This is a genomic window from Bacillus cereus, assembly GCF_002567495.1.
GTDB classification, from domain to species: Bacteria; Bacillota; Bacilli; order Bacillales; family Bacillaceae_G; genus Bacillus_A; species Bacillus_A cereus_AQ.
Genome location: NZ_NVAP01000051.1, coordinates 24,819 through 45,435, shown reverse-complemented (window position 1 = coordinate 45,435; position 20,617 = coordinate 24,819). Strand labels below are relative to the sequence as shown.

Sequence of the window (20,617 nt, the reverse complement as noted above, 5' to 3'; positions counted from 1 at the left end):
CTACTTGACAGGGATAAGACTATTGTTATCGGTCTTTTTACTTTCAAATATTATATTTTTAACTATTGCATTTAGTTGAAACATATTTGATTACCCCTATTTACATTATTTTACTTGATAATAACCTCTGCAAAAAAATGAGTTCCTCGGTTTCATTGCAATCAAAAACGAATTGTAAATATCTGAAGCGGAAATGAATGTGTTTATCCAACATATAAATAATAAAATTGATTTAATATTTCCTGATACATAGAACGACATTATCGCAGGGGCTATTGATAATACAATAATGGGCAAGCTCATAAAGACCCAAAATCTCGTTTTGGATAAGACTGCATTTGTATTTAACCAAAAAAATCTTTTACTAAATGTTAAGCTAATATCCCCTTTTTTACTTATTACTAAAATGTGTAGACATTCGTGAATGATGAAGACTAGGATACCTATTATGATAAGATAAGATATATTAATATGAGTGAAACCTGTTTCAAAAAAATAAGGTATCATAAAAATGATTATCTGAAGTAAATACACAAACTTCATATAATGTTTTTGGTACCAATTATTCTGTATAAACGGCGTCCATTTTGAATAATCCATATTTATTTGTGGTAAATGACGAAACCAAATAATAATTTGTGTTCCCCTCCCTCATTTAAACTAATTCCTGGCTTAAAGATGTAATCTACTAACACGCAACCTTAAGTTTTATATGTAGCTCTTTAATAGACTTAGCGGCACTTTTGGTTTACTAAGACAAATTCTTCTTTATGCCATCCCATTTCTCCCTTGCATTCTTCTACTTGAGCTTAAAGTAATTCATTTATAGGATGATTTGAGTAAGAAATTAGTGTTTTCATAGTTGCATACATTCGACAATTTTTTCCAAATACCTTTTCATAAATGTTTTTTTAATTGTTATCACAAGTACAGCTTGATGCCACGGTTTTGATGAAAAACAATTCCATCAAGAAGTCATCCCTATTGTATCTTTCATATGTTTACAGATACAAAATGAATGTAAAAAAGCTTAGGGTTTTAGCTCTAAGCTTTTTTACATTTCGTTTTAATTCCTTTTACAGCGCAATATTTTTTAACCATTCGGATTTACTCAATAGATAATGATTATATAGTTGATTTTCTATCTTCTGTTCACCCAAATAAGTAAACCCGCATTTTTTAATAACTTTATTTGATGGTACGTTGTTAATTAAAGCAATTGCGTTAAGGACTTTTAAATTTGTTTTTTTAAACAAATAGTCAATTAAACCTTTAGTTGCTTTTGTAGCATAGCCATTATTTTGATATTCACTTGAGATAGCATACATTATCTCTCTGTTTGGTGAAGGGAGCTCTTCTTTCATGCCTGTACAGCACCATCCAATGAATTCATTTGTAGCTTCCTTAAATATTCCTAACTTTAACATATGATTATCTATGTTAGTCGTAGTTTTTACTGCCTCAAGAAATGCTTTATTTGCTGGTATTTCATAGTTTGCAATCCAATTTAATCGTTGTTCTTTTGTTGATTTCCAGTCTGGTAAAAACTTTTCTATTTCCTGTTGATTGGATATTTTATAAATACTTTCTGCATCTTTAACCGTAAACTCTTGTAGGTATATATCTCCACAATCTATTCTAAATAACTTGGTCAAACTCTCTTCTCCCATATTTTAATCCCCCTTCCTTACCTTAAAGCGCCTTAATCTGCTTCGTAAGTTCTATAAATCGTTCGTCAAGTTCTTTATATGCTTTGTCATTAGAAGTTAAAAAGCTTAATTTTCCTAATACTTCTTGTCGCTCTGTTTCTAATGTTAAACGTAACTCCTCAATATCATCTCTTGTTTTAGTAGGTTCTTCTAACTGCTTTTGTATCGTATGATTTGAAAATACGAGTTTTGTGTTAGTTGTTTTCTCTAGAAAATATCGATCGTGAGAAACGATAATTAGTGTCCCATTATATTCCGCTAATGTATTTTCAAGTTGTTCACGTGAAGGAAGATCAAGATGATTCGTCGGCTCATCCAAAATGAGTACATCTTTTTCATCTAAAATATAAGACATTAGCTTACATTTCACTCGTTCACCCATACTCATATTTCGAATCGGCTCTTTCCATTGAGAAGCTCGGAAACCTAAATGTTTCATTAAATTTTGGACTTTTCCTCTTTCTTCAAACGTCTCTTTAAAAAATAAGTCTTCTGGTGCTTTATCCAGCGGTAAATCAAAAACTTCTTGTGTTAAATAACCGATGTTTGCAGATGGTGAAATCCATATTTCTCCTTCAGCAGTTTCCGTTCCCATAATCATCTTCAATAACGTTGTTTTTCCGCTACCGTTTGATCCAACAATCGCAACTTTCTCGCCGTGCTGAATTGTAAAATTAACGTTTTTAAATAATATTTTTCCGTGAAAGTCTTTTTTTAATTGCTTTACTTCTAAAAAGCGTTTCCCTACTTTTTTATTCGCTTGAATAGAGAACTCAACTGAATATTCCTCTTTCACACGTTCTACCTTCGTTTTCTCCAGCTCTTTTTCGAGACGTTTTCGTTTTGACTTCACTTGCGCATCCATTCGCTTCGCTTTTACACGATAGAATTCTTTAACACCTTCTTGTTTTGTAGACTGCGCGTGTGCCTTTTGTGACCATGAACTCAATTCTTTTATATGTGTTTCTACTTGTTCTATCTTCTTTTGCTGCTTTTCATATTCACGCTGCTGCGCCTTTCTTTTTTGCTCACGTACTTTCATGTAGCTCGTATAGTTACCATTATGCTCAATTAATTTTTTGTCCTCAATTGACCATATTTTTGTTGCGATAACATCTAAAAAATATCGATCATGCGATACAACGATAACTGTACCTTTCATATTTTTTATTTGTTTAATGAGAAATTCCGTACTCATCTCATCTAAATGATTTGTCGGTTCATCTAATATTAGTACATTGGGATTTTTAGCAAATCCTTTTGCTAATCGAATTTTCAGCTTTTCACCACCACTTAAAGTATGAAAATCGTTCGTTGGCACGCCCCATTTCGCAAGAAGTTCCGCTTCCTTTGCAATCACATCGTTACTAATAAAAGATTCTATTTCTTGTTCAACATATGCGGTTGTCTTATTCATTTGCTGCCATTCAATAAGTCCTTTTGATGGCTCAATCTTACCATTTATTAATTGAAGTAACGTTGATTTACCAGCACCGTTTTTACCGATTAACCCGATAACATCCCCTTGTTTTACTGTCACATTCATTTTCTCTAACAAAGTATTTTCCTTTATTTCAACATAAACATCATTTAATTTTAAAAGTTCTTTCATATTACCGATCCCTTTCATTAAGGGAGAACAAAAAAATCCTCCCAAATTAATTTTGGCAGGATTAGTCGTTACATTATTTATACCCAAATAAGCTATTACGCAAATCAAATAGCAAAACCGTTGTTTGGAATTAGGCAGACTAATCCTAATTTTTATAAATTGAAATTTATTTCATTTCAACATTTAAAAATAAGATTAGTTAATCATCGTCCACCCATCATTCCTTTCCCTCATCAGTAACCATATTGTACCATAATAGTACTGTATGAGTAAATGCAATTATATGTGCCTTTATAAAGATTGCTTTCTTTTAAGTCTATTTATCATTTATGAACTTCATATTGAACAAACACAAACTACATTTGTTATACTACTTCCTTTAGATGTCCCTAACAATAAAATTGTAAGCACCCCTCTTATATAATTTTTATATAAATTCATCATAAATCATATATTATACATACTAAATTTCAGTCCTTATAATAAAAGTATCATTTTTAAGGGGGGATTCTATAATGGAATTTAGCAAACTAGGAAACAGTGGATTAACAGTAAGTAAGATTGCATACGGGAACTGGATAAACCATGGTGGAAAAGTGGATGAGATTACTGCAAATGATTGTGTAAAAACCTCTCTAGATGTCGGAATTACAACGTTTGATACTGCTGATGTCTATTCAGATACGATAGCCGAAGAAGTACTTGGCCGATCTTTGAAAGGAATACGCCGAGAAGGTATAGAACTATGTACAAAAGTATGTCATCCAACAGGACCCGGAAAAAATGATCGTGGATTATCACGAAAACATATTATAGAAAATTGTAATGCATCATTGAAACGATTACAGACCGACTACATTGATATATATTATGCACATAGATTTGATAAGACAACTCCCCTTGAGGAAACGATGTTAGCTTTCGCTGATCTTGTAAGACAGGGTAAAGTCCTTTATTTAGGCGTAAGTGAGTGGACATCAGAACAAATTACCCGTGGTGCAGCACTTGCCAGGGAATTAAACATTCCACTTATCGCTAGCCAACCTCAATACTCGATGTTATGGAGAGTTATTGAAACCGATGTAATACCAACATGTCAACGTGAGGGACTTGGCCAAATTGTATGGTCTCCACTTGCGCAAGGTATTCTCACAGGAAAATATCAACCTGGTAAACCATTACCGAATCAATCGCGTGCAAACTCAGATGCTGGAAAACCGTTTTTTGACAAACTGGTGCAACGTTGGATGAGTGATGATGTGCTTACTGCTATCCAGAAACTTAATCCCATCGCGCAAGAAATTAACCTTACCCTATCTCAACTCGCAATTGCTTGGGTGTTACAAAATCCAGCTGTTTCTTCTGCAATTATTGGCGCTTCAAATCCGGAACAAATACGAGAGAATGTAATTGCTTCTAGTGTTACATTGCAACCTGAAATTATGGACCAGATTGATAGTGTACTAAAAGGTTTCGCTGAGTATAATCCTAGCAAAACAGGTTGAAACATTAGTAAATTCTTTAATAAAATTCCTCTCTGCCCATCTCATCAAGATGGGCTTTCACTCTTTAACTTCACATTGTGAAATCATATAAACCTCTCTAACAACTGTTAAAAAGTTCTCTAACACGACAGACTTTCCATCTTTCCTCCATCCAGCATATAAATTTATTTTCGGTGTATTTTCTTGAATTTCTTTATACATGACTCCCGATTTTTTGTAACTTTCCACTGATGATGGAACGACAGAAATCCCCATACCTGCTGCGACTAAATTCACAATCGTTTGCATTTGAATCGCTTCTTGAACAATATTTAAACTTACTCCATGTTCCCAAAAGTAACTAATAATTAAATCATAAAAATTAGTACCGAAATGGCGAGGAAATAAAATGAATGGTTCATCAACTAATGATTTGATTGAAATATTAGACAACGAAACGAAAGGGTGATTTTCATGCAAAACCAATTTTAAATACTCTTCAGAACAAACTTCAGAAGATAATATTTCATTATTTTTCTCGGAACGAATAAATCCAATATGAATTTGTTTTTCGTAAAGCGCTTTTATTTGCTGGTCTGTTGTCATCTCACGTAATATGAGCTGAATTTTTGGAAACCGTTCTCGAAATGTTTTTAATATGCCTATAACTGTTTCTGTGGAATCGACAAAACCAATGATTAAATGCCCGATCTTTCCTTCACCTGCGAGCTGTGTTTCTTTTATAGTTCTATCTACTTGAAGTAACGTTTGTCGAGCACCTTCTAAAAAGCTCTTCCCCGCATCGGTAAGTTCAACCATTCTTTTTGTCCGGTGAAAAAGTTGCACTCCTAATTCTTCTTCCAATTTTCGAATTTCTTGACTTAAAGGCGGTTGTGCCATCATAAGACGCTCTGCTGCACGACTAAAGTTTAATTCTTCTGCCACCGTTATGAAATATCTCATTTTACGAATATCCATTGTAATACCTCCCTATCATTAACAACTAGTAAAAAAACTCCTTCTAATAAATCGTAAATAAAAACAGGAGAATACTAAATCAATCCCTTATCGTTTCTTTTTTATCATAAATCATTTCATAAACATACGAGAGGGTTATACTAAGTTGCATTATATGTTAGGGTAATTTTATTACTTGTATTTATTATTTTATTTACCATTTTGATTGAGTAACGAGTTTTGATATTTTATTCTCCCAATTATAAAAACAATGATTAATTATCCGTCACCCAATAACCATTTGTTGTTTCTCAATAAAAATTTATTGATTACACCTCCGTAATAAGCTATTATATGTTTGTAGAAAATATTAATGTAAGGATTGAATTTATGGACAAGACATTAAAAATCACAAAATTAAATATTATTTTAAGGATTGTTCTCATCCCGATTGTAGTAGGGATTGTTGTTGGAATACTAACTAAATTGGGTCAAGGTATACTTCCAGGAAATTGGAATTCATTAGCTAATCTAGGAAGCGTTTGGTTAGTTCCATCCTTTTTGGTGGCTAGCCTTAGTTATTCTAAGCGTACAGCTATACTTTCTGGTATCTTTGCACTACTCGGTATGGTATTAGGCTACTATGGTTATGCAACAATTATTGAAAATGTAACTCACTCTATTTATTTTATATCTGTATGGATTGTATGTGCATGTATAGGAGGAACTATCTTTGGAATTGCAGGTTTTCTATGGAAAGATACTACAAACCCACTTCATAAATTCGGAAGTGCGCTTTTAGGTGGAGTTTTTGTAACGGATGGACTTCACATTCTTTTTAATTTTGAAGACTATAGTCACATGTTACCTGTTGGATATACCGAAGTGATAGTCGGGATTATCTTGATTCTTGTATTAGAACGTTCTAATGCTAATCGAATTTCTTCTTTCTTAATGATAGTTCCTATCACTATTTTAGGATTAATTGGATATAAATTATTAAGTTTGTTTGCTTAATTACAATACTGTATCATGAAAAAATAAAAGACTAATTCTATTATAATCCACAAAACATATCACGAATTCGAGCACTATACTTATTAATGTTGATACACTTATTCATAGGATGGATTCATGAAGCTATCTCTTTCAAAGGGGGCTTTTTTCTTACAAAATCTATTTATCATTAAATCCTTCTAATTCAATAACAGCATTTATTAACGTATCATTATACATACTAAGATGACCTTTTACTATTTCATATAATTGCTATAAAATAAGGCTAAAAAACTTATCTCCAAGTTCTTTAGCCTAGATCACTTATCTACACATTTAAAAATTTAATTCGTACAACTGTACCTTTACTAACCTCTGAATTGATTTCTACACTATGTCCTAATTGTTTCGTAATTTCATATACAAGATATAGTCCCATTCCCGTTGATTCTTTAAAATCTCTACCGTTTTCTCCTGTAAAGAAAGGTTTAAAGACTCTTGGTAAATCTTGCTTTGGTATCCCTACGCCATTATCGATAATTTCAAGCACAACTATATTACCTTCCTTACAAGCTTTCACTTTAATCTTTTCTCTACTACCTGATGAATACTTAATCGCATTCGATAGTATTTGCCCAATTAAAAATTGTAACCATTTCGCATCACTTTCTACAATAATGCCTTTATCAATTTCAAGCTCTGGATATACAAAATTCCGGATAAAGAAACGTTTATGTTCATGTACCGAATCATTCACTATTTTATGTAGTTGTACTCTTTCAACATAGAAATCTTGTGTAAATGCTTCTAAACGCGCGACATATAATGCCATCTCTAATCCTTTTTTCAATCGATCTGTTTCCTCATTTATACTCTCAAAACGTGAATCTACTTCATCCTGTGTAATTAATTCTATTACAGATAAAGGAGTTTTCATTTGATGAATCCACTGATTCATAAAGGTTAAATGATCATTATTTTTTCTTTCTTGCACCTGAAGCTGATTTTGATAATGTCGATATTGCACCTCAAGTAGTTCTTGAAGAGCAGCAGATAAAGCTGCAAAATCAGATTTTTGGACAGATTCATCCAAAGATTGCATCGGGTTTGCTAAACGCTCATAAAAAGAACGATGTGTAAAGTAACGAAATACTAAATAACTTCCTATAAAGAAAACACCTAAAAACATTGCATATAATGCCGTTGTAATATGATTATGCCCATCAAACCAATATACGAGGAATATAGCTAGTAGTTGAATTATGGTAAAGCAAATAAGTGGTATATGATCACGTATAAACAGCCTTATCATTTTTCTATACCAGTATCCCAAGTAATATGCAATCTATATCCAACACTACGAATTGTTTCAATCGCACCTTCTATATGTAACGTTTGTAACTTTTTACGCACACGTGTTGTATTTACACTTAATGTATTATCATCAACATAGGATTCACTGTCCCATAATTTATTAAGTAACACTTCTCTACTCACAACACGCGGATAATTTTTCATTAATGTCTCTAATAAAATAGCTTCGTTTCTCGTTATATCAATCTCTTCGTTTCTAAGTTTCAATATAAGTCTTTCGGGATATAAATAAAGACCTTGTTGCTCAACCATACGTTCTTCTAATTTCGGTGCATAATCTCCATATGCACGTCTTAAATGACTACGAATTTTCGCCACTACAACTTCATAATGAAAAGGCTTCGGAATAAAATCATCGCCACCGTTTTCTAGCGCCATAACCTGATCCATCGTGCCTTCACGGGCCGAAATAAATAGAATCGGACATGTAGAAACTCCGCGAATTTGACGACACCAAAAGTACCCATCAAAACTCGGTAAATTAATATCTAATAAAACTAACTCTGGTTGTTCTTCTAAAAAAATGTCTAATACATTTTGAAAATCCGATACAATAACGCCTTGATAACCATATTTCGCAACATGTGTTGATAATAGTTCTGCAATTTTCATATCGTCTTCTACAATCATAATTTTGACCATAATTGAACTCCTTTTTAATCCACAATCTCATATACAGTTATATAAAATACATACTACCTTGTTTCATTTAATCCGTAAATGCAAAAAGGATACTTTTAAATAAAAGCATCCTTCTTCTAGTATTCTTATTTAATATGAAATTCACTAAAAGTAAATCCTAGTTTCTCCACATAATCCATTCCTAGTTCCATCCGTGCCGTTTTCAACGGATCAACAACTTGGCAAACTTTTAGATTACCTGCTGCTGATAATAAAAGAATTGCATCAGCTTTGGACATTTCTAATTCTTCATGTAAAAATGTCACCATATTATGTACAGCACGATTTGCTGCATCATCTAACAATTTCTCTGAAGCAATCGTCATTATTTTTTCTTTTTGAATAGCCATTGGTAATGGCCATTTCTTTCCTTTTATCGTTTGAACTCTTACAGTTACCTCACCAGCAACCTCTACACCACTAACACCAATTTCACCATCACCCATTGCTGCGTGTAAATCACCTAACGCTAATAGTGCTCCTGGGACATTAACTGGTAGTAGTAATGTTGTTCCTTCTTTAATTTCCTTACAGTCCATATTCCCGCCATGATCATGCGGTGTGCCACATGAAATGCTCTCTTCTTTTGGAGCAGTACCAATCACACCTATCATTGGATTAATTGGAATTTGTAGTTCACTTGAAAACACAACATGTTCATTATGTATTGGAACGATTTTCACCGTGTTTTCATTTAGCTCATGACCCATTACACCAAGATTCGCACCTGTAGTTAAAACGCCCTGCTCTGCAATTTTAATTTTTTCAATCGTTACGACTAATATATCACCAGGTTCTGCATCTTTCATATATACAGGCCCAGTCGCTGGATTAATTCGATTCCAATCTAATTCTTGAAACACGACATCTTCAGAATCAATTTGGTTTTCAAAACAGTCGTACGTTTCAAACACAAGCCTACTCCCATTCTCTACTTCCATACACGGCTTATTTTCTGGTGACATTGCGTAAATGATTTGGTCTTTATGAATTTGATACATAATACCTCTCCCTTTTATTTTTATCTACTATTACTAATTAGCTTTTTTTATACAAGCTTCTCTTAAAATTAAATGTTATTTTCATGTAAAAAAGCACGCAGATTGTTTTATAACATACACTCTTTACTATAACAGAAAGGTGGTATCACTATGCCCCTTATTCCATACAACGAAAGTGATGTTGATTTACTAGCTCGTTTAATTCGTGCTGAAGCTGAAGGCGAAGGTCGACAAGGTGAACAACTTGTTGGATGCGTTGTAGTAAACCGTGTATTTTGTGATTGCTTAGATTTTAAACAACTCCGTACCGTACGCGACGCTGTATATCAAAGCCCCGGCGGATTTGAAGCAGTACAATATGGATATTTTTATCAACGCGCTCGTGAATCAGAAAAAGAAATCGCACGAAAAGTTTTACAAGGTGAATGGCGCTGGCCTGCACGATGGGCTCTTTGGTATTTCCGTCCAGTTGGAGCTTGTCCGCCTGAATGGTATAACCAGCCGTTTGTAGGACAATTTAAAAGCCATTGTTTTTATGAACCAGGTGGTGATGAATGTCCGAAAATGTATTCACGATAGTAAAATTTGCAACGCAAGTACTTAGAAATTTGGTACTTGCGTTGCTTTTAACTGTGTTTTAGCAATCTAATAGTGCGATGAATTTTTCTATGCCTACCACATGTATTAATAATGGTATACGAGGACCATTTGATTGATTCATAATGAGCTTATATATAATAGTGAATAATTGTTTTTGATTTTCTTTCATTATTTTTTTATTTTCATGATGACAAATCGCATATAATTGTTCCATTAAGTTAGAATAACCTTCATTAGAACGAAGTATTTTACAAACTTCTACTAGCCATTCTTTCTGCCTTTCATCCAATTTGTTGTAAAACTCTGTATTTTTCTCCTGATTTACCGCAATTAATTTTTCAGATTGAAAGTTTCTTATCCAATACTCTGCGCGATTACTTATCGCTCTCATTTCATCTAATGCATAGCTCCTATCTATTTTCTTTAATATCCCCTGTAAAATAGTTGAATCAAAATTTAATAATGGTAACGTTCCTGCTACTTGATTAAATTTTGGATAGTCTTTAAACACGCTATCAACTATAGATAGTTTAATTGCATCAGATATATCTTCATTTTTGAGCGTTTTATTTTCATAACTATCTTTCAATCGTTCATACTCTGTATAATTGCGAATCACATCTTCATCCAACCCAATATGAAAAGCAGCGACTGGTTTGTATTTCGCAAACATAAAGAGAATTACTTCTGATATATATACTTTCAATAAATCGCTTGGTGTAATACTATTCCCTGAAGAACTAGACATTTTTTCATGATTCCCTTTAATGCCAATGAAATCGTAAGCAACGTAATGAGGCGCCTCACGATTGAATATTTTCCTTGCAATTTCTTTTGATACATTATAACTACCCGTTTCTGATGAATGATCTCTGCCGCCCGGTTCAAAAACAACATCCTCTATCATCCATCTCATCGGCCAATCGATTTTCCAATTCAATTTCATTTTATTTGTATTTAATACGGATAATTTATTTTCATTTCCACATTCACATTCATACCGGACTGTTTTTAATACTTCATCAAAATGTGTAATAGTTGTTGTATCTTTCCCGCACCTCTCACAATATAATGTAGCTGGATAAAAGCTCTCTCGCTCTTCTTCACTACACTCCCCAGTTTTAAAATCCATTAAAATATCATATATTTCTTTTCGTTTATACAAAGCCTCTAATATATTTTCGTTATACCTTCCGCTTCTATATTCATCATGTTGATAAATAAATTCTACTTCAATTCCAAATGCTTGAAGCGATTTTTCAAACTCTTTTTCAAAATGCTCCGCATACGAGTTATGACAACCAAATGGATCTGGAATATCACAGTACGGCATACCAATATACTTTTCAAAAGAAGGTTCAATGTTTTTGGGAACTTTTCTAAACCTGTCATAATCATCCCAGGAAAATATAAAACGAGTCTTTTTCCCTAAATCTTGAAGTGCTCTTACTACGAAATAAGTCGTTACGATTTCACGAAAGTTCCCAATATGAACAGAGCCTGACGGACTAATTCCAGATGCACAAGCAAACGTTTCTTTATTTGGATGTTTCCTAATTAATTCATTTGCTACCTCATACGCCCAATGCATATATTACTCACCTCAATTATTTTTTGTTTTCTCACTTTCAGTTTTATGCAATAAAAAAACTCCCACCCCCAAGATTATTCATCTTGAGGACGAGAGTTATTAGCTTCGCGGTACCACCTCAGTTTGTTAATATGTCACCATATTAACCTCTTCAGGTACGGAAAAATATGCTTATACCCTATCTCTATAACGGGAGAACCCGTCGCACCATCCCTAAATAAATTAGTTCCTTGCGCAGCTCCAAGTCTTTTTTCATTAAGATGTATACCGCTCTTTCTCAGCTACCAGAGCTCTCTGTACGTACTCTTTCTTAACTACTCTTCTCTTCCATGCCATTTTAAATGTTAGTTTTTTAATATGATAATTTATAACGCTTTTGTTGTCAAACATTTCCGAATCGAGATTGTAAAATTATCTAAAAAAATTCTTTATCGCTTCTAATTGAATTTTGTGGCCACACTCATCACAACAATATGCCCCTTTTGATTTCTCTTTAAATCGCTTATATTTTTCACTACCTTCGTAAACACGAAATATATTCTTACAAGAAAAGCAAACAATCTCATAAAACATCATATGCATTCTCCTCTCCGTGTTTATAAACTTTTTAATCACTTGAGAAGATTAGTTTTCTAGAGCACAAATCATAATATCCTCTGACTAAAAGGTTTACCTCTATTCTTATCGAATTATATAAAAATCTTATAAAGCGAGGTGAACATCTTGTTTAGTAATATAGACTTAGTTTTAGATGCTAAAGCAAGTTTAGCTGAAGGCCCATGTTGGAATGAGAAAAAGCAACTTTTATACTGGGTTGATATTATGGAGAAAAAATTATGCATATATAACCCTACTACTAATACGAACCGAGTAATCGCTCTCAATCAACAAATCGGCTGTGTTGTTCCATATTTAGAGGATGTATTACTCTTAGCAATGGAGAACGGCTTTTATTCTATTAATGTAAATACAGAAAAACTGACACATATTTTTGATCCCGAATCATATTTAATAGAAAATCGTTTTAATGATGGAAAATGTGATCCAGCTGGTCGCTTCTGGGCAGGTACTACAGATACATACGGTATTAATGCTGCAGGTTCCTTGTATTGTTTAAATAATAATTTCAGCGTAGAGAAAAAAGTTTCACATGTAAATACATCAAATGGAATTGCTTGGTCACCTGATCATACATACTTTTACTTTATAGATACACCCACTAAAAAAGTGGTTCGCTACCAATATAATATACATACTGGAGAAATTCGCAATCCAAGCGATGTAATTATTTTCTCTGAAAATGATGGTCTACCTGATGGTATGACAATTGATGAAGAAGGTTGTTTATGGATCGCACATTGGGGAGGTTCAAAAATAACTAGATGGAATCCCTCTACTGGAGAACCACTATTAAGTATTCCAATTCCAGCTTTATATGTAACATCATGTACATTTGGAGGACCTAATTTAACAGATTTATATGCCACAACAGCTCGAATAAGAATGACTGATGACGAATTAAAAGAGTATCCACATGCCGGTGGTATTTTTCGAATTCAAACAAATGTTAAAGGTTGTCCTACCTATTCATTTTGTAATAAAAATATTGGAGCTGAAACAAAATGAACCGCATCGACCACATAAGACAGGAAGAAAAGAAATATCACGATCTTTGCTATGAACAATATAAACTATTTGAAACTGGATCTTGGCTTCACAAGCCGGTTAAAACAGTTATGGATTTAATGGACTACTTTGAAGAGCAAAACAAATTACAAGTACTTGATCTCGGCTCTGGCATCGGTAGAAATAGCATTCCAATTGCACAAAAGATTAAAAATGCTAGCGGAACTGTTACATGTGTTGATTTACTTGATTCCGCTTTAACAAAGTTACAAATTTATAGCAAAGAACATGACGTATTCGAGGTTATAAAAACAGAACAAGCAGCAATTGAAAACTATCATATTAGATCTAATACTTATGACTATATCGTTGCAGTATCAAGTTTAGAACATGTCAAATCAGAAGAAGATTTTAAAAATGTACTCCACTCTATAAAAAGAGGTACAAAAAACGACGGTATTAATTGTTTAATTATTAACTCTAACATACAAGAAATTGATTTAAAAACGAATGAAGAATTAGATGCTTTAATTGAAATTAATCTTTCAACAGAAGAAATGATAAGTACTTTAAAAAGCATTTATAAAGAATGGAAAGAACTAAAAGTTGAAATAAAAGAATTAGCTTATGATATTGTTCGAAATGAAAGACACATTCAATTAAAAACAAATGCCATTACGTTTGTCGTTCAGAAATAACACTATAAAGGGTAAGGATATTTCCTCATATATTCATAGGAACACCCTTACCTTTTATTTTCATAAAATTATTTTGTTATTAGTTTTCGCATCATCTAAAACATGATTTTCATCCGAAATACTACTCAGCTATTAATTGAATTCATTAACTGGAAGAAATATTTAGGTTCATGAGTCTCATTCAATTTATACCATGAATGAAGTGTATCCGGCGCAAATACATCTAATTTTTTCAGTACTTCCATTGCAAATTCTAGCGGAGCTACACCCGATGCAGTAATAAGATTTTCACTGGATGCTACAGGTCTCATTTCATAAAAATTTTCTCCATTATAAGTAGGACAAACCATTTTCATATAATCTAAACTATTACTTGTATGCTTTCTAGAATTTAAGTAACCGTAATTTGCAAGACCTATAGTTGCACCGCAAATTGCAGCCACAATTGTGCCACCCTTTAAAGCTTCACCAACTTTTTTCAAAATAGGTTTATGTATATCTTCACTCCAAGTATTCCCTCCAGGTAAAATTAATAGATCTTTACTCTCAAGGATACATTCATCTAGGGTAATATCCGGCTTTATGTTCAAGCCCCCCATTGAAATAACCATTTCTTTATTCATTCCAACTGTGACTACCTTAAAAGACGCTACATCTTTTTTGAAATATCTTCCTGTATTAAGTTCAGCAATTAAATGCCCGTATTCCCAATCAGACATCGTTTCAAATACATATAGATAGGCTTTTCTTGTTTGCATTCAATAACACTCCATTCACAACTAATATCGTTAAAAATCAAATACAATTCTTTTTAAAAGAGCTTAAATAAGTCGGTTCATTTAGAACCAAACTCATTTTTTCTAAAAAATAATTTATCTATTATTTATAATTGCTTGTCGAGCTGTTTCTTTATCATCAAAATGAATCGTTTTATCTTTTAAAATTTGATACGTTTCATGTCCCTTACCCGCGATTAACACAATATCATTAGAAGATGCCATTTTTATTGCATGATTTATAGCAAGCTCACGATCAACTTCTACTCTATATTTCAAATTACTATTCTTTGAAACTCCTTTTTCAATATCCTTAATTATTATTTGTGGGTCTTCCGAACGCAGATTATCAGAAGTAATATAAATAAAATCGCTATAACTCTCAGCAACTCCACCCATTATAGGTCGTTTTTTCACATCCCTATCTCCTCCGCAACCAAAAACAGTAATAATTTTACCCTTTGAAAACTCGCTAATTGTAGAAAGAACATTTTCTAACGCATCAGGTGTATGGGCATAGTCCACTATTACAAGAAAATCTTGATTTTCATCTATTATTTCCATTCTACCTTCAATGCTCTTTAAGTTAGATAAGCTATCACTAATGTTTGTAAGCGGAATCCCTTCAACCAATGCAACTGTTATTGCTGCTAAGGCGTTATAAATATTAAAGCGTCCTACGAGATTAAGATTGACTTCTATTTCTCCATTAAAGGAAGAAACTAAAAATTGAATTCCTTTTGAACTTAAAGTTATTCCCTTCGCTTGAACATCTGCTCCATTATGTATCCCATATGTGATAACCTCAGCTGAAGTAATTTTTATAAAGTATTCTACCGATGGATCGTCCGCATTCAAAATAGCAAATTTTTTATCTGTAGTAGACAAGTCATTTCCTAATCTTGAAAACAGAAGGCCTTTTACATGCTTATATTCCTCAAATGTTCCATGATAATCTAAATGATCTTGCGTTAAATTTGTGAAAACAGCGGTTTTAAAGTTACATCCTTTCACTCTTTCCATATGTAAACCTTGTGACGTAACTTCCATAACACAGTAATCTGCATTTTGATTTTTCATCATTTGCAAATTCCGTTGAAGCGTTGGAGGTTCTTGCGTATTAATATCAGTAGGATACCATTTCGAACCAACTTTGACTCCGTTATTCCCCATAAGCCCTGTTCGAAATCCATAGTCAGTTAAAATCTTTTCAAGTAAATAGGATGTAGTTGTTTTACCATTTGTTCCTGTAATTCCAATTAGCTTCATTTTATTAGATGGGTAACCATAGAAATGTGACGCAATAACTGACATAGCGTACCTTGCATCTTTAACAATTATTTTAGGTATTTCAATATTTACATCTCTTTCTACAATTAATGCTACAGCGCCATTTTTCACTGCATCTTTAACAAACTGATGCCGATCTTCAAGAAAACCATCAATACCTGATACACATATAAATAAATTTCCACTAGTTATCTTTCTGGAATCCATTTCTAATCCTGTAATTTCTACATTCATATCCCCAATAGTTTTCTTAATCAATAACACATTCGCTAGCTCTTTTAGTTTCAAATCCCCCGCCTCCTTACACATTTCCCCTATTTATTTTACCACTTCCTATAAAATATTGGTTTAAAATTCCATATCAGTCAAACAAAATTTATTCAGCTTACATAAGCAAAAAAATAAAAGAGCACTTATTTCCGCAAGTGCTCTTTTCGGGGATTTTGAGATACCCTATTAACGAAAGTTAAGGTTACTTAAAGTTAAAAGGTATTTATATTATATGCTTGTCCTTTTTATTTGTGTATTATCAATATATAAACATTTTTAATAACTCTTAATAACTTTTAGTTATCGTTCTTTCTTACATGTTATCATTAAGAAATTGATTGAAGGTTTATTTATCATGTTCTTATTTGGTTCGTCAATTTCCGAAACTTGTACTAGTCCATATTTATTAAAATCTTGTTTTACAGATTCAGAATCATAGAAGAACATTTTTACGCCTTCCATTATCTCATAATAGTCTTTATCCAACTGTTTTCCTTTTCCATGCATTGGAGCTTTTTTAGAAACTGTTGTAATAACCAAATGCCCGCCTGGTTTTAAATAATTATAACAATCTTTAATAAATTTCTCTCGCTCCTGCTTATTCAACAAATGAATAAGTGCATGACTAAATATCCCATCATAAAGTTTATCATCAAAAGGCATCTCGTTTACCGAGCCGTGATATATACTAACATCTTCTAGTCCATTTTGTTTTGCTAAATCAATGGCGGTTTTTGAAATTTCAATACCTGTTACATCTATACCATTTTCGATAAACACCTTTGCATTTCTTCCATATCCAATACCCGGAACTAATATGTCCTTAACGTTCTTTTCCAGAAAAAAATCTTTTGTCAAAATTGCAGATTCAGTAGGTTCAAATCCCCACATCGTTTGCTTCTCAATAAAACTTGATTCCCAAAATTCCATTTTATTTCTATCTCCTTATTCTTATCTCATGTTTAGCATCACATGAAAGACCTATTAATTTTAACGCTGCTTTTTTCACCACAGTCACTATAGGTCCATTGAATATAGCATATTAATAAGCCTATATCTATTTTAAAGATTGGTTGAATATGTATTCTAAATATTAACTTTTACATTTAGAAAAAATAAAAAATGCCAATACTTCTATTGTATATTGGCATTTTTACATAAGAAATTATCTTTTTATATTGTACTGATCTAATACCTTTTCCATCATTTCTAAAGTTATCGGTTGAGCTTCCTCTATTAATCGATAACCAATACGGCCATTCGGTTCGGCCGTAACTTGCTGTAAACTCTTCAAATCATGAATTCCTTTTTCTCTTAATTGCATATATAGTTGTTGCTCCGACATTTTCGTCTTCATTAAATTCTCCTTTACAATCTCTCCATTTTCAACGATTATAATGCTACTGCCATTAAGGAATTGTTCCACCTTCCTTGATTTCAATTCAAAGTAATGAATGATAAGAAGTATGCTTGCAAATATTACAGCCGCAAATATAGATGGGACTACTTTCCTACTTAATACAGGCTCTACAATAATACGTCCAATTGATACTACTATAATGATTTCAGCTCTTGTCATTTGGCTAACAGATGTACTACCAGTCATTTTTAATGCAATCATTCCAGTGAAAATTAAAATAATACTCTCCAAAATAATATTCATTATGGCCCAATCCTTTAATAGTGAATGTTATTAGCATTCCCATTTCATATAGCATTCTAAATGAATTTTAATTAAACTTTTTTGTGAAAATCATACTTACATATACTGAAAAAGAATCTATTTTGATCAATCTTCCATTGCCCCCAAAATAAAAAGCACCCGAATGGATGCGTATAGATTAAACTAATTCATTATTACTTTCTCCACTTTTATCATCAACTGATTTCAAGTCTAACATGCTGCCTATATCAGGTGGTAAAGCTAACTCTATACCAGCTACTGGTTGATTATCTTCATTAAACCATTGTTTCTTAAATTTACTCAATGCTTCACTTTTCTTATTTCCATCCATATTACCCCGCCTTTTATGTACATGATATTAAACACTTTACTTAATATGTACATTGAGAAAGATAATATACTATTTGTTCATAATGAAAGAGTAAAAACCTTCTCTGTTTACAACAACCGTTGCACCTATAAAAAATCCCTATAGTTATTACCCCTCGTTTTGTTATCATATTAATGACGAAACATACGTGAGCTATGTGACATGTACCTGATCATTTTATTCATATGAGACAAATACTTTTAAAGGAGTAATTATCCCTTCACTTAATTCCTCAAAACATTTTTCAAGTGCAGTATAATGAATCTCATGTTGAAAAATCTCTTCTATCCATGGTGTTCTTTCTATCTGACTAAAAAACCAATCTGCATGTTTTTGATAATCATATCCGTCACTTGAACCAATGATCTGCAATTCTTTTCGATAAAAGTCGGCGGTTAATGTTAAGTCTTCTATATTACCATCAGAAAGAATACATATTGCCCCATTACTATTAATAGCCTTTTGCAATGTGTGAAACCCTCTATTTGTAGCAGAACATTCCAAACCGTAATTATATGTTTCTATTATTTGCTTTTCTGAATCAAAGAGGTTTTTCGCACCAAACTTCTTTGCAAATTCTCTTCTATTTTTATTAGGCTCCACAATATCGACATGCTCAACACCTACATAGTATTTTAAAAAATAGCAAGCGAGTAAACCGATAACTCCCATTCCAGTAATAAGTACTTTTTCATCCTGTCGTGGGTCTAATTTCAATACCCCTTTAGCAGCATCGCACGAAAGAATAGATAATAAAGCAACTTTAGATTTTATATAACTAGGAACTCGAATGACTTTATCTCCCTTAACTATTCCTACCGTTTCATGTCCATAAAAAGAGACTACTTTATCCCCTATGTTTAAATTTGTTACTTTATTACCAACTTGAATAACTTCACCATAACTTTCATATCCAGTTTTTCTTGGATAAATAGGATTTGTATCTGAACCATCTGATTCTTTATACTGTGGTAACTCTGCTCCAATACTTATTGCACCTGCAATTGTTTTAACGATAATTTCATCATCCTGAATGGACATTATTTCATTCGTTTCCCACTTCAGTTGTTTAGTTCCTTTTAAAACTAACTTATATTGTTCCATTCATATCCTCCCCTTTTATCCCGCTATTTGTGGGGATCAAACCGATAATCACTGGGAGATGAAAACCCCAATGATTTAAAATTTGTATTCAAAGTAGCTCTTAAACTATTTATAATAATTAATATATATGTTTCATCCGAAATTTGAGCTATAAAATTGCCTAACAACCAACAGTGATGATATGATAATTAAATTTGATGGATATGGTATAAATGAGTATGTAACTGGACAAAACGTCTCAATTACGAAATTAAAAAGGCTGTATTTGAATGTGAAACATGAAGAAATTTCTAATGATGGTGTCATCGATTTATTTTGTGTTCGACATAATTATGAACGTATCCCCCACTTTTTTTATCAAGACGTTATAAGTGATATTGTTATCGATCTAGATACCGACTATATTTATTTACCCAACCGATAAAATCACCTTTGTTTACTGTACATTTCTGCCCAGCATCTAATAAACAATTAACCATACATTAAGATTACTATTCTGATAACATTTTAAGAAAAGTTGTTGCCGCCCAAATGAAATATGCAAGTTGCGTCACGATATACATCGTAATTTCAAAACCTGTAAGCTTTCTTTCCTTTTTTATTTCCTTTAAATATCTATAAAAACAAAATGAACATAAGATCAGTAAAACAATAGACATTTGATATAGATTTTCGACTAAAAGAACTGCCATTTATTTCATCACCTTTCCAATAAAGTGAAACTTTAATCAGCCCTCACAAATCGGGGTTTTACTTCCCGGCAAATAGCGGGATAAAAAATATATAGCTCAAGC

Annotated in this window: 22 protein-coding genes and 1 other annotated feature; of the genes, 6 read left to right on the top strand and 16 right to left on the bottom strand. The window is 32.6% G+C overall.

All coding sequences use genetic code 11. The features are described from left to right. Positions 1-105: 105 nt before the first annotated feature. From COK05_RS25100 to abc-f, 3 genes are all read right to left on the bottom strand, one after another. Positions 106-600, bottom strand: coding sequence for a DUF3267 domain-containing protein (locus tag COK05_RS25100; RefSeq protein WP_098614711.1), 495 nt, complete (start codon positions 598-600; stop codon positions 106-108). Positions 601-1,076: 476 nt separating this feature from the next. Continuing rightward, positions 1,077-1,670: a GNAT family N-acetyltransferase gene (locus COK05_RS25095; protein ID WP_098614710.1), complete on the bottom strand. Its 594-nt coding sequence runs from the start codon at positions 1,668-1,670 to the stop codon at positions 1,077-1,079. Between the two features lie 22 nt (positions 1,671-1,692). Then, positions 1,693-3,321, bottom strand: a complete 1,629-nt coding sequence (abc-f, locus tag COK05_RS25090) for a ribosomal protection-like ABC-F family protein (RefSeq protein ID WP_098614712.1) — start codon at positions 3,319-3,321, stop codon at positions 1,693-1,695. Positions 3,322-3,836: 515 nt separating this feature from the next. Here abc-f and COK05_RS25085 point away from each other — a divergent pair. Next, positions 3,837-4,826 (top strand): aldo/keto reductase family protein, encoded by a 990-nt coding sequence (locus tag COK05_RS25085; protein WP_098614709.1) that lies wholly within the window; start codon positions 3,837-3,839, stop codon positions 4,824-4,826. A gap of 57 nt (positions 4,827-4,883) precedes the next feature. Here COK05_RS25085 and COK05_RS25080 read toward each other — a convergent pair whose 3' ends face one another. Then, positions 4,884-5,783: a LysR substrate-binding domain-containing protein gene (locus tag COK05_RS25080; protein ID WP_098614708.1), complete on the bottom strand. Its 900-nt coding sequence runs from the start codon at positions 5,781-5,783 to the stop codon at positions 4,884-4,886. A 369-nt stretch (positions 5,784-6,152) separates the two neighbouring features. Between COK05_RS25080 and COK05_RS25075 the strand changes: the two genes are divergently transcribed. Further along, on the top strand, positions 6,153-6,779 hold the full coding sequence (locus tag COK05_RS25075) for a DUF6518 family protein (RefSeq protein WP_098614707.1): 627 nt from the start codon (positions 6,153-6,155) through the stop codon (positions 6,777-6,779). Between the two features lie 307 nt (positions 6,780-7,086). Here the strand turns inward: COK05_RS25075 and COK05_RS25070 are convergent, their stop codons facing one another. The 3 genes from COK05_RS25070 to COK05_RS25060 form a co-directional block, all read right to left on the bottom strand. Then, positions 7,087-8,070, bottom strand: a complete 984-nt coding sequence (locus tag COK05_RS25070) for a sensor histidine kinase (protein ID WP_098614706.1) — start codon at positions 8,068-8,070, stop codon at positions 7,087-7,089. Next, positions 8,067-8,774, bottom strand: a complete 708-nt coding sequence (locus COK05_RS25065; RefSeq protein WP_098614705.1) for a response regulator transcription factor — start codon at positions 8,772-8,774, stop codon at positions 8,067-8,069. Before COK05_RS25065 ends, COK05_RS25070 begins: the two co-directional genes overlap by 4 nt. Before the next feature lie 125 nt (positions 8,775-8,899). Next, positions 8,900-9,814: an acetamidase/formamidase family protein gene (locus COK05_RS25060; protein ID WP_098614704.1), complete on the bottom strand. Its 915-nt coding sequence runs from the start codon at positions 9,812-9,814 to the stop codon at positions 8,900-8,902. 150 nt (positions 9,815-9,964) lie between these two features. On the opposite strand from COK05_RS25060, the gene COK05_RS25055 reads away from it, so the two are divergent. Continuing rightward, positions 9,965-10,393 (top strand): cell wall hydrolase, encoded by a 429-nt coding sequence (locus tag COK05_RS25055; protein ID WP_098614703.1) that lies wholly within the window; start codon positions 9,965-9,967, stop codon positions 10,391-10,393. Positions 10,394-10,451: 58 nt separating this feature from the next. On the opposite strand, the gene lysS is transcribed toward COK05_RS25055, so the two are convergent. Then, a complete protein-coding gene (gene lysS / locus COK05_RS25050; protein ID WP_098614702.1) occupies positions 10,452-12,005 on the bottom strand; it encodes a lysine--tRNA ligase in 1,554 nt (517 codons plus the stop codon). An 82-nt stretch (positions 12,006-12,087) separates the two neighbouring features. Continuing rightward, positions 12,088-12,344 (bottom strand) — a binding site (T-box leader). A gap of 72 nt (positions 12,345-12,416) precedes the next feature. Beyond that, positions 12,417-12,587, bottom strand: a complete 171-nt coding sequence (locus COK05_RS25045; protein WP_098614701.1) for a DUF2197 domain-containing protein — start codon at positions 12,585-12,587, stop codon at positions 12,417-12,419. A gap of 141 nt (positions 12,588-12,728) precedes the next feature. On the opposite strand from COK05_RS25045, the gene COK05_RS25040 reads away from it, so the two are divergent. Together COK05_RS25040 and COK05_RS25035 are read left to right on the top strand one after the other, a co-directional pair. Next, entirely contained in the window at positions 12,729-13,631 is a 903-nt protein-coding gene (locus COK05_RS25040; protein ID WP_098614700.1) for an SMP-30/gluconolactonase/LRE family protein, read from the top strand. Then, positions 13,628-14,329, top strand: a complete 702-nt coding sequence (locus COK05_RS25035; protein WP_098614699.1) for a class I SAM-dependent methyltransferase — start codon at positions 13,628-13,630, stop codon at positions 14,327-14,329. The genes COK05_RS25040 and COK05_RS25035 overlap by 4 nt, the downstream gene beginning before the upstream one ends. A 125-nt stretch (positions 14,330-14,454) precedes the next feature. On the opposite strand, the gene COK05_RS25030 is transcribed toward COK05_RS25035, so the two are convergent. The 6 genes from COK05_RS25030 to COK05_RS25005 form a co-directional block, all read right to left on the bottom strand. Beyond that, entirely contained in the window at positions 14,455-15,087 is a 633-nt protein-coding gene (locus tag COK05_RS25030) for a type 1 glutamine amidotransferase family protein (protein WP_098614698.1), read from the bottom strand. Between the two features lie 114 nt (positions 15,088-15,201). Continuing rightward, complete coding sequence (locus COK05_RS25025) at positions 15,202-16,683, bottom strand: UDP-N-acetylmuramoyl-L-alanyl-D-glutamate--2,6-diaminopimelate ligase (RefSeq protein WP_098614697.1); 1,482 nt, start codon at positions 16,681-16,683, stop codon at positions 15,202-15,204. A 282-nt stretch (positions 16,684-16,965) separates the two neighbouring features. Beyond that, complete coding sequence (locus tag COK05_RS25020) at positions 16,966-17,595, bottom strand: class I SAM-dependent methyltransferase (protein WP_098614696.1); 630 nt, start codon at positions 17,593-17,595, stop codon at positions 16,966-16,968. A gap of 235 nt (positions 17,596-17,830) precedes the next feature. Then, entirely contained in the window at positions 17,831-18,328 is a 498-nt protein-coding gene (locus tag COK05_RS25015) for a DUF421 domain-containing protein (RefSeq protein ID WP_098614695.1), read from the bottom strand. Positions 18,329-18,506: 178 nt separating this feature from the next. Beyond that, complete coding sequence (locus COK05_RS31455; protein WP_097819171.1) at positions 18,507-18,680, bottom strand: hypothetical protein; 174 nt, start codon at positions 18,678-18,680, stop codon at positions 18,507-18,509. A gap of 216 nt (positions 18,681-18,896) precedes the next feature. Next, on the bottom strand, positions 18,897-19,823 hold the full coding sequence (locus COK05_RS25005; RefSeq protein WP_098614694.1) for a zinc-binding dehydrogenase: 927 nt from the start codon (positions 19,821-19,823) through the stop codon (positions 18,897-18,899). Between the two features lie 181 nt (positions 19,824-20,004). On the opposite strand from COK05_RS25005, the gene COK05_RS31885 reads away from it, so the two are divergent. Beyond that, positions 20,005-20,247, top strand: a complete 243-nt coding sequence (locus COK05_RS31885; protein WP_098614693.1) for a hypothetical protein — start codon at positions 20,005-20,007, stop codon at positions 20,245-20,247. 67 nt (positions 20,248-20,314) lie between these two features. Here the strand turns inward: COK05_RS31885 and COK05_RS24995 are convergent, their stop codons facing one another. Further along, the gene (locus COK05_RS24995) at positions 20,315-20,515 is read right to left on the bottom strand and encodes a hypothetical protein (RefSeq protein ID WP_098614692.1); all 201 of its coding nucleotides are present in this window, start codon (positions 20,513-20,515) and stop codon (positions 20,315-20,317) included. Positions 20,516-20,617: the final 102 nt, after the last annotated feature.

What these genes read in the sequence shown, in the direction of transcription:
- COK05_RS25100 (WP_098614711.1), bottom strand. Translation starts at nt 600, where the DNA reads ATGGATTATTCAAAATGGACGCCGTTTATACAGAATAATTGGTACCAA.
- COK05_RS25095 (WP_098614710.1), bottom strand. Translation starts at nt 1,670, where the DNA reads ATGGGAGAAGAGAGTTTGACCAAGTTATTTAGAATAGATTGTGGAGAT.
- abc-f (WP_098614712.1), bottom strand. Translation starts at nt 3,321, where the DNA reads ATGAAAGAACTTTTAAAATTAAATGATGTTTATGTTGAAATAAAGGAA.
- COK05_RS25085 (WP_098614709.1), top strand. Translation starts at nt 3,837, where the DNA reads ATGGAATTTAGCAAACTAGGAAACAGTGGATTAACAGTAAGTAAGATT.
- COK05_RS25080 (WP_098614708.1), bottom strand. Translation starts at nt 5,783, where the DNA reads ATGGATATTCGTAAAATGAGATATTTCATAACGGTGGCAGAAGAATTA.
- COK05_RS25075 (WP_098614707.1), top strand. Translation starts at nt 6,153, where the DNA reads ATGGACAAGACATTAAAAATCACAAAATTAAATATTATTTTAAGGATT.
- COK05_RS25070 (WP_098614706.1), bottom strand. Translation starts at nt 8,070, where the DNA reads ATGATAAGGCTGTTTATACGTGATCATATACCACTTATTTGCTTTACC.
- COK05_RS25065 (WP_098614705.1), bottom strand. Translation starts at nt 8,774, where the DNA reads ATGGTCAAAATTATGATTGTAGAAGACGATATGAAAATTGCAGAACTA.
- COK05_RS25060 (WP_098614704.1), bottom strand. Translation starts at nt 9,814, where the DNA reads ATGTATCAAATTCATAAAGACCAAATCATTTACGCAATGTCACCAGAA.
- COK05_RS25055 (WP_098614703.1), top strand. Translation starts at nt 9,965, where the DNA reads ATGCCCCTTATTCCATACAACGAAAGTGATGTTGATTTACTAGCTCGT.
- lysS (WP_098614702.1), bottom strand. Translation starts at nt 12,005, where the DNA reads ATGCATTGGGCGTATGAGGTAGCAAATGAATTAATTAGGAAACATCCA.
- COK05_RS25045 (WP_098614701.1), bottom strand. Translation starts at nt 12,587, where the DNA reads ATGCATATGATGTTTTATGAGATTGTTTGCTTTTCTTGTAAGAATATA.
- COK05_RS25035 (WP_098614699.1), top strand. Translation starts at nt 13,628, where the DNA reads ATGAACCGCATCGACCACATAAGACAGGAAGAAAAGAAATATCACGAT.
- COK05_RS25030 (WP_098614698.1), bottom strand. Translation starts at nt 15,087, where the DNA reads ATGCAAACAAGAAAAGCCTATCTATATGTATTTGAAACGATGTCTGAT.
- COK05_RS25020 (WP_098614696.1), bottom strand. Translation starts at nt 17,595, where the DNA reads ATGGAATTTTGGGAATCAAGTTTTATTGAGAAGCAAACGATGTGGGGA.
- COK05_RS25015 (WP_098614695.1), bottom strand. Translation starts at nt 18,328, where the DNA reads ATGAATATTATTTTGGAGAGTATTATTTTAATTTTCACTGGAATGATT.
- COK05_RS31455 (WP_097819171.1), bottom strand. Translation starts at nt 18,680, where the DNA reads ATGGATGGAAATAAGAAAAGTGAAGCATTGAGTAAATTTAAGAAACAA.
- COK05_RS25005 (WP_098614694.1), bottom strand. Translation starts at nt 19,823, where the DNA reads ATGGAACAATATAAGTTAGTTTTAAAAGGAACTAAACAACTGAAGTGG.
- COK05_RS31885 (WP_098614693.1), top strand. Translation starts at nt 20,005, where the DNA reads ATGATAATTAAATTTGATGGATATGGTATAAATGAGTATGTAACTGGA.
- COK05_RS24995 (WP_098614692.1), bottom strand. Translation starts at nt 20,515, where the DNA reads ATGGCAGTTCTTTTAGTCGAAAATCTATATCAAATGTCTATTGTTTTA.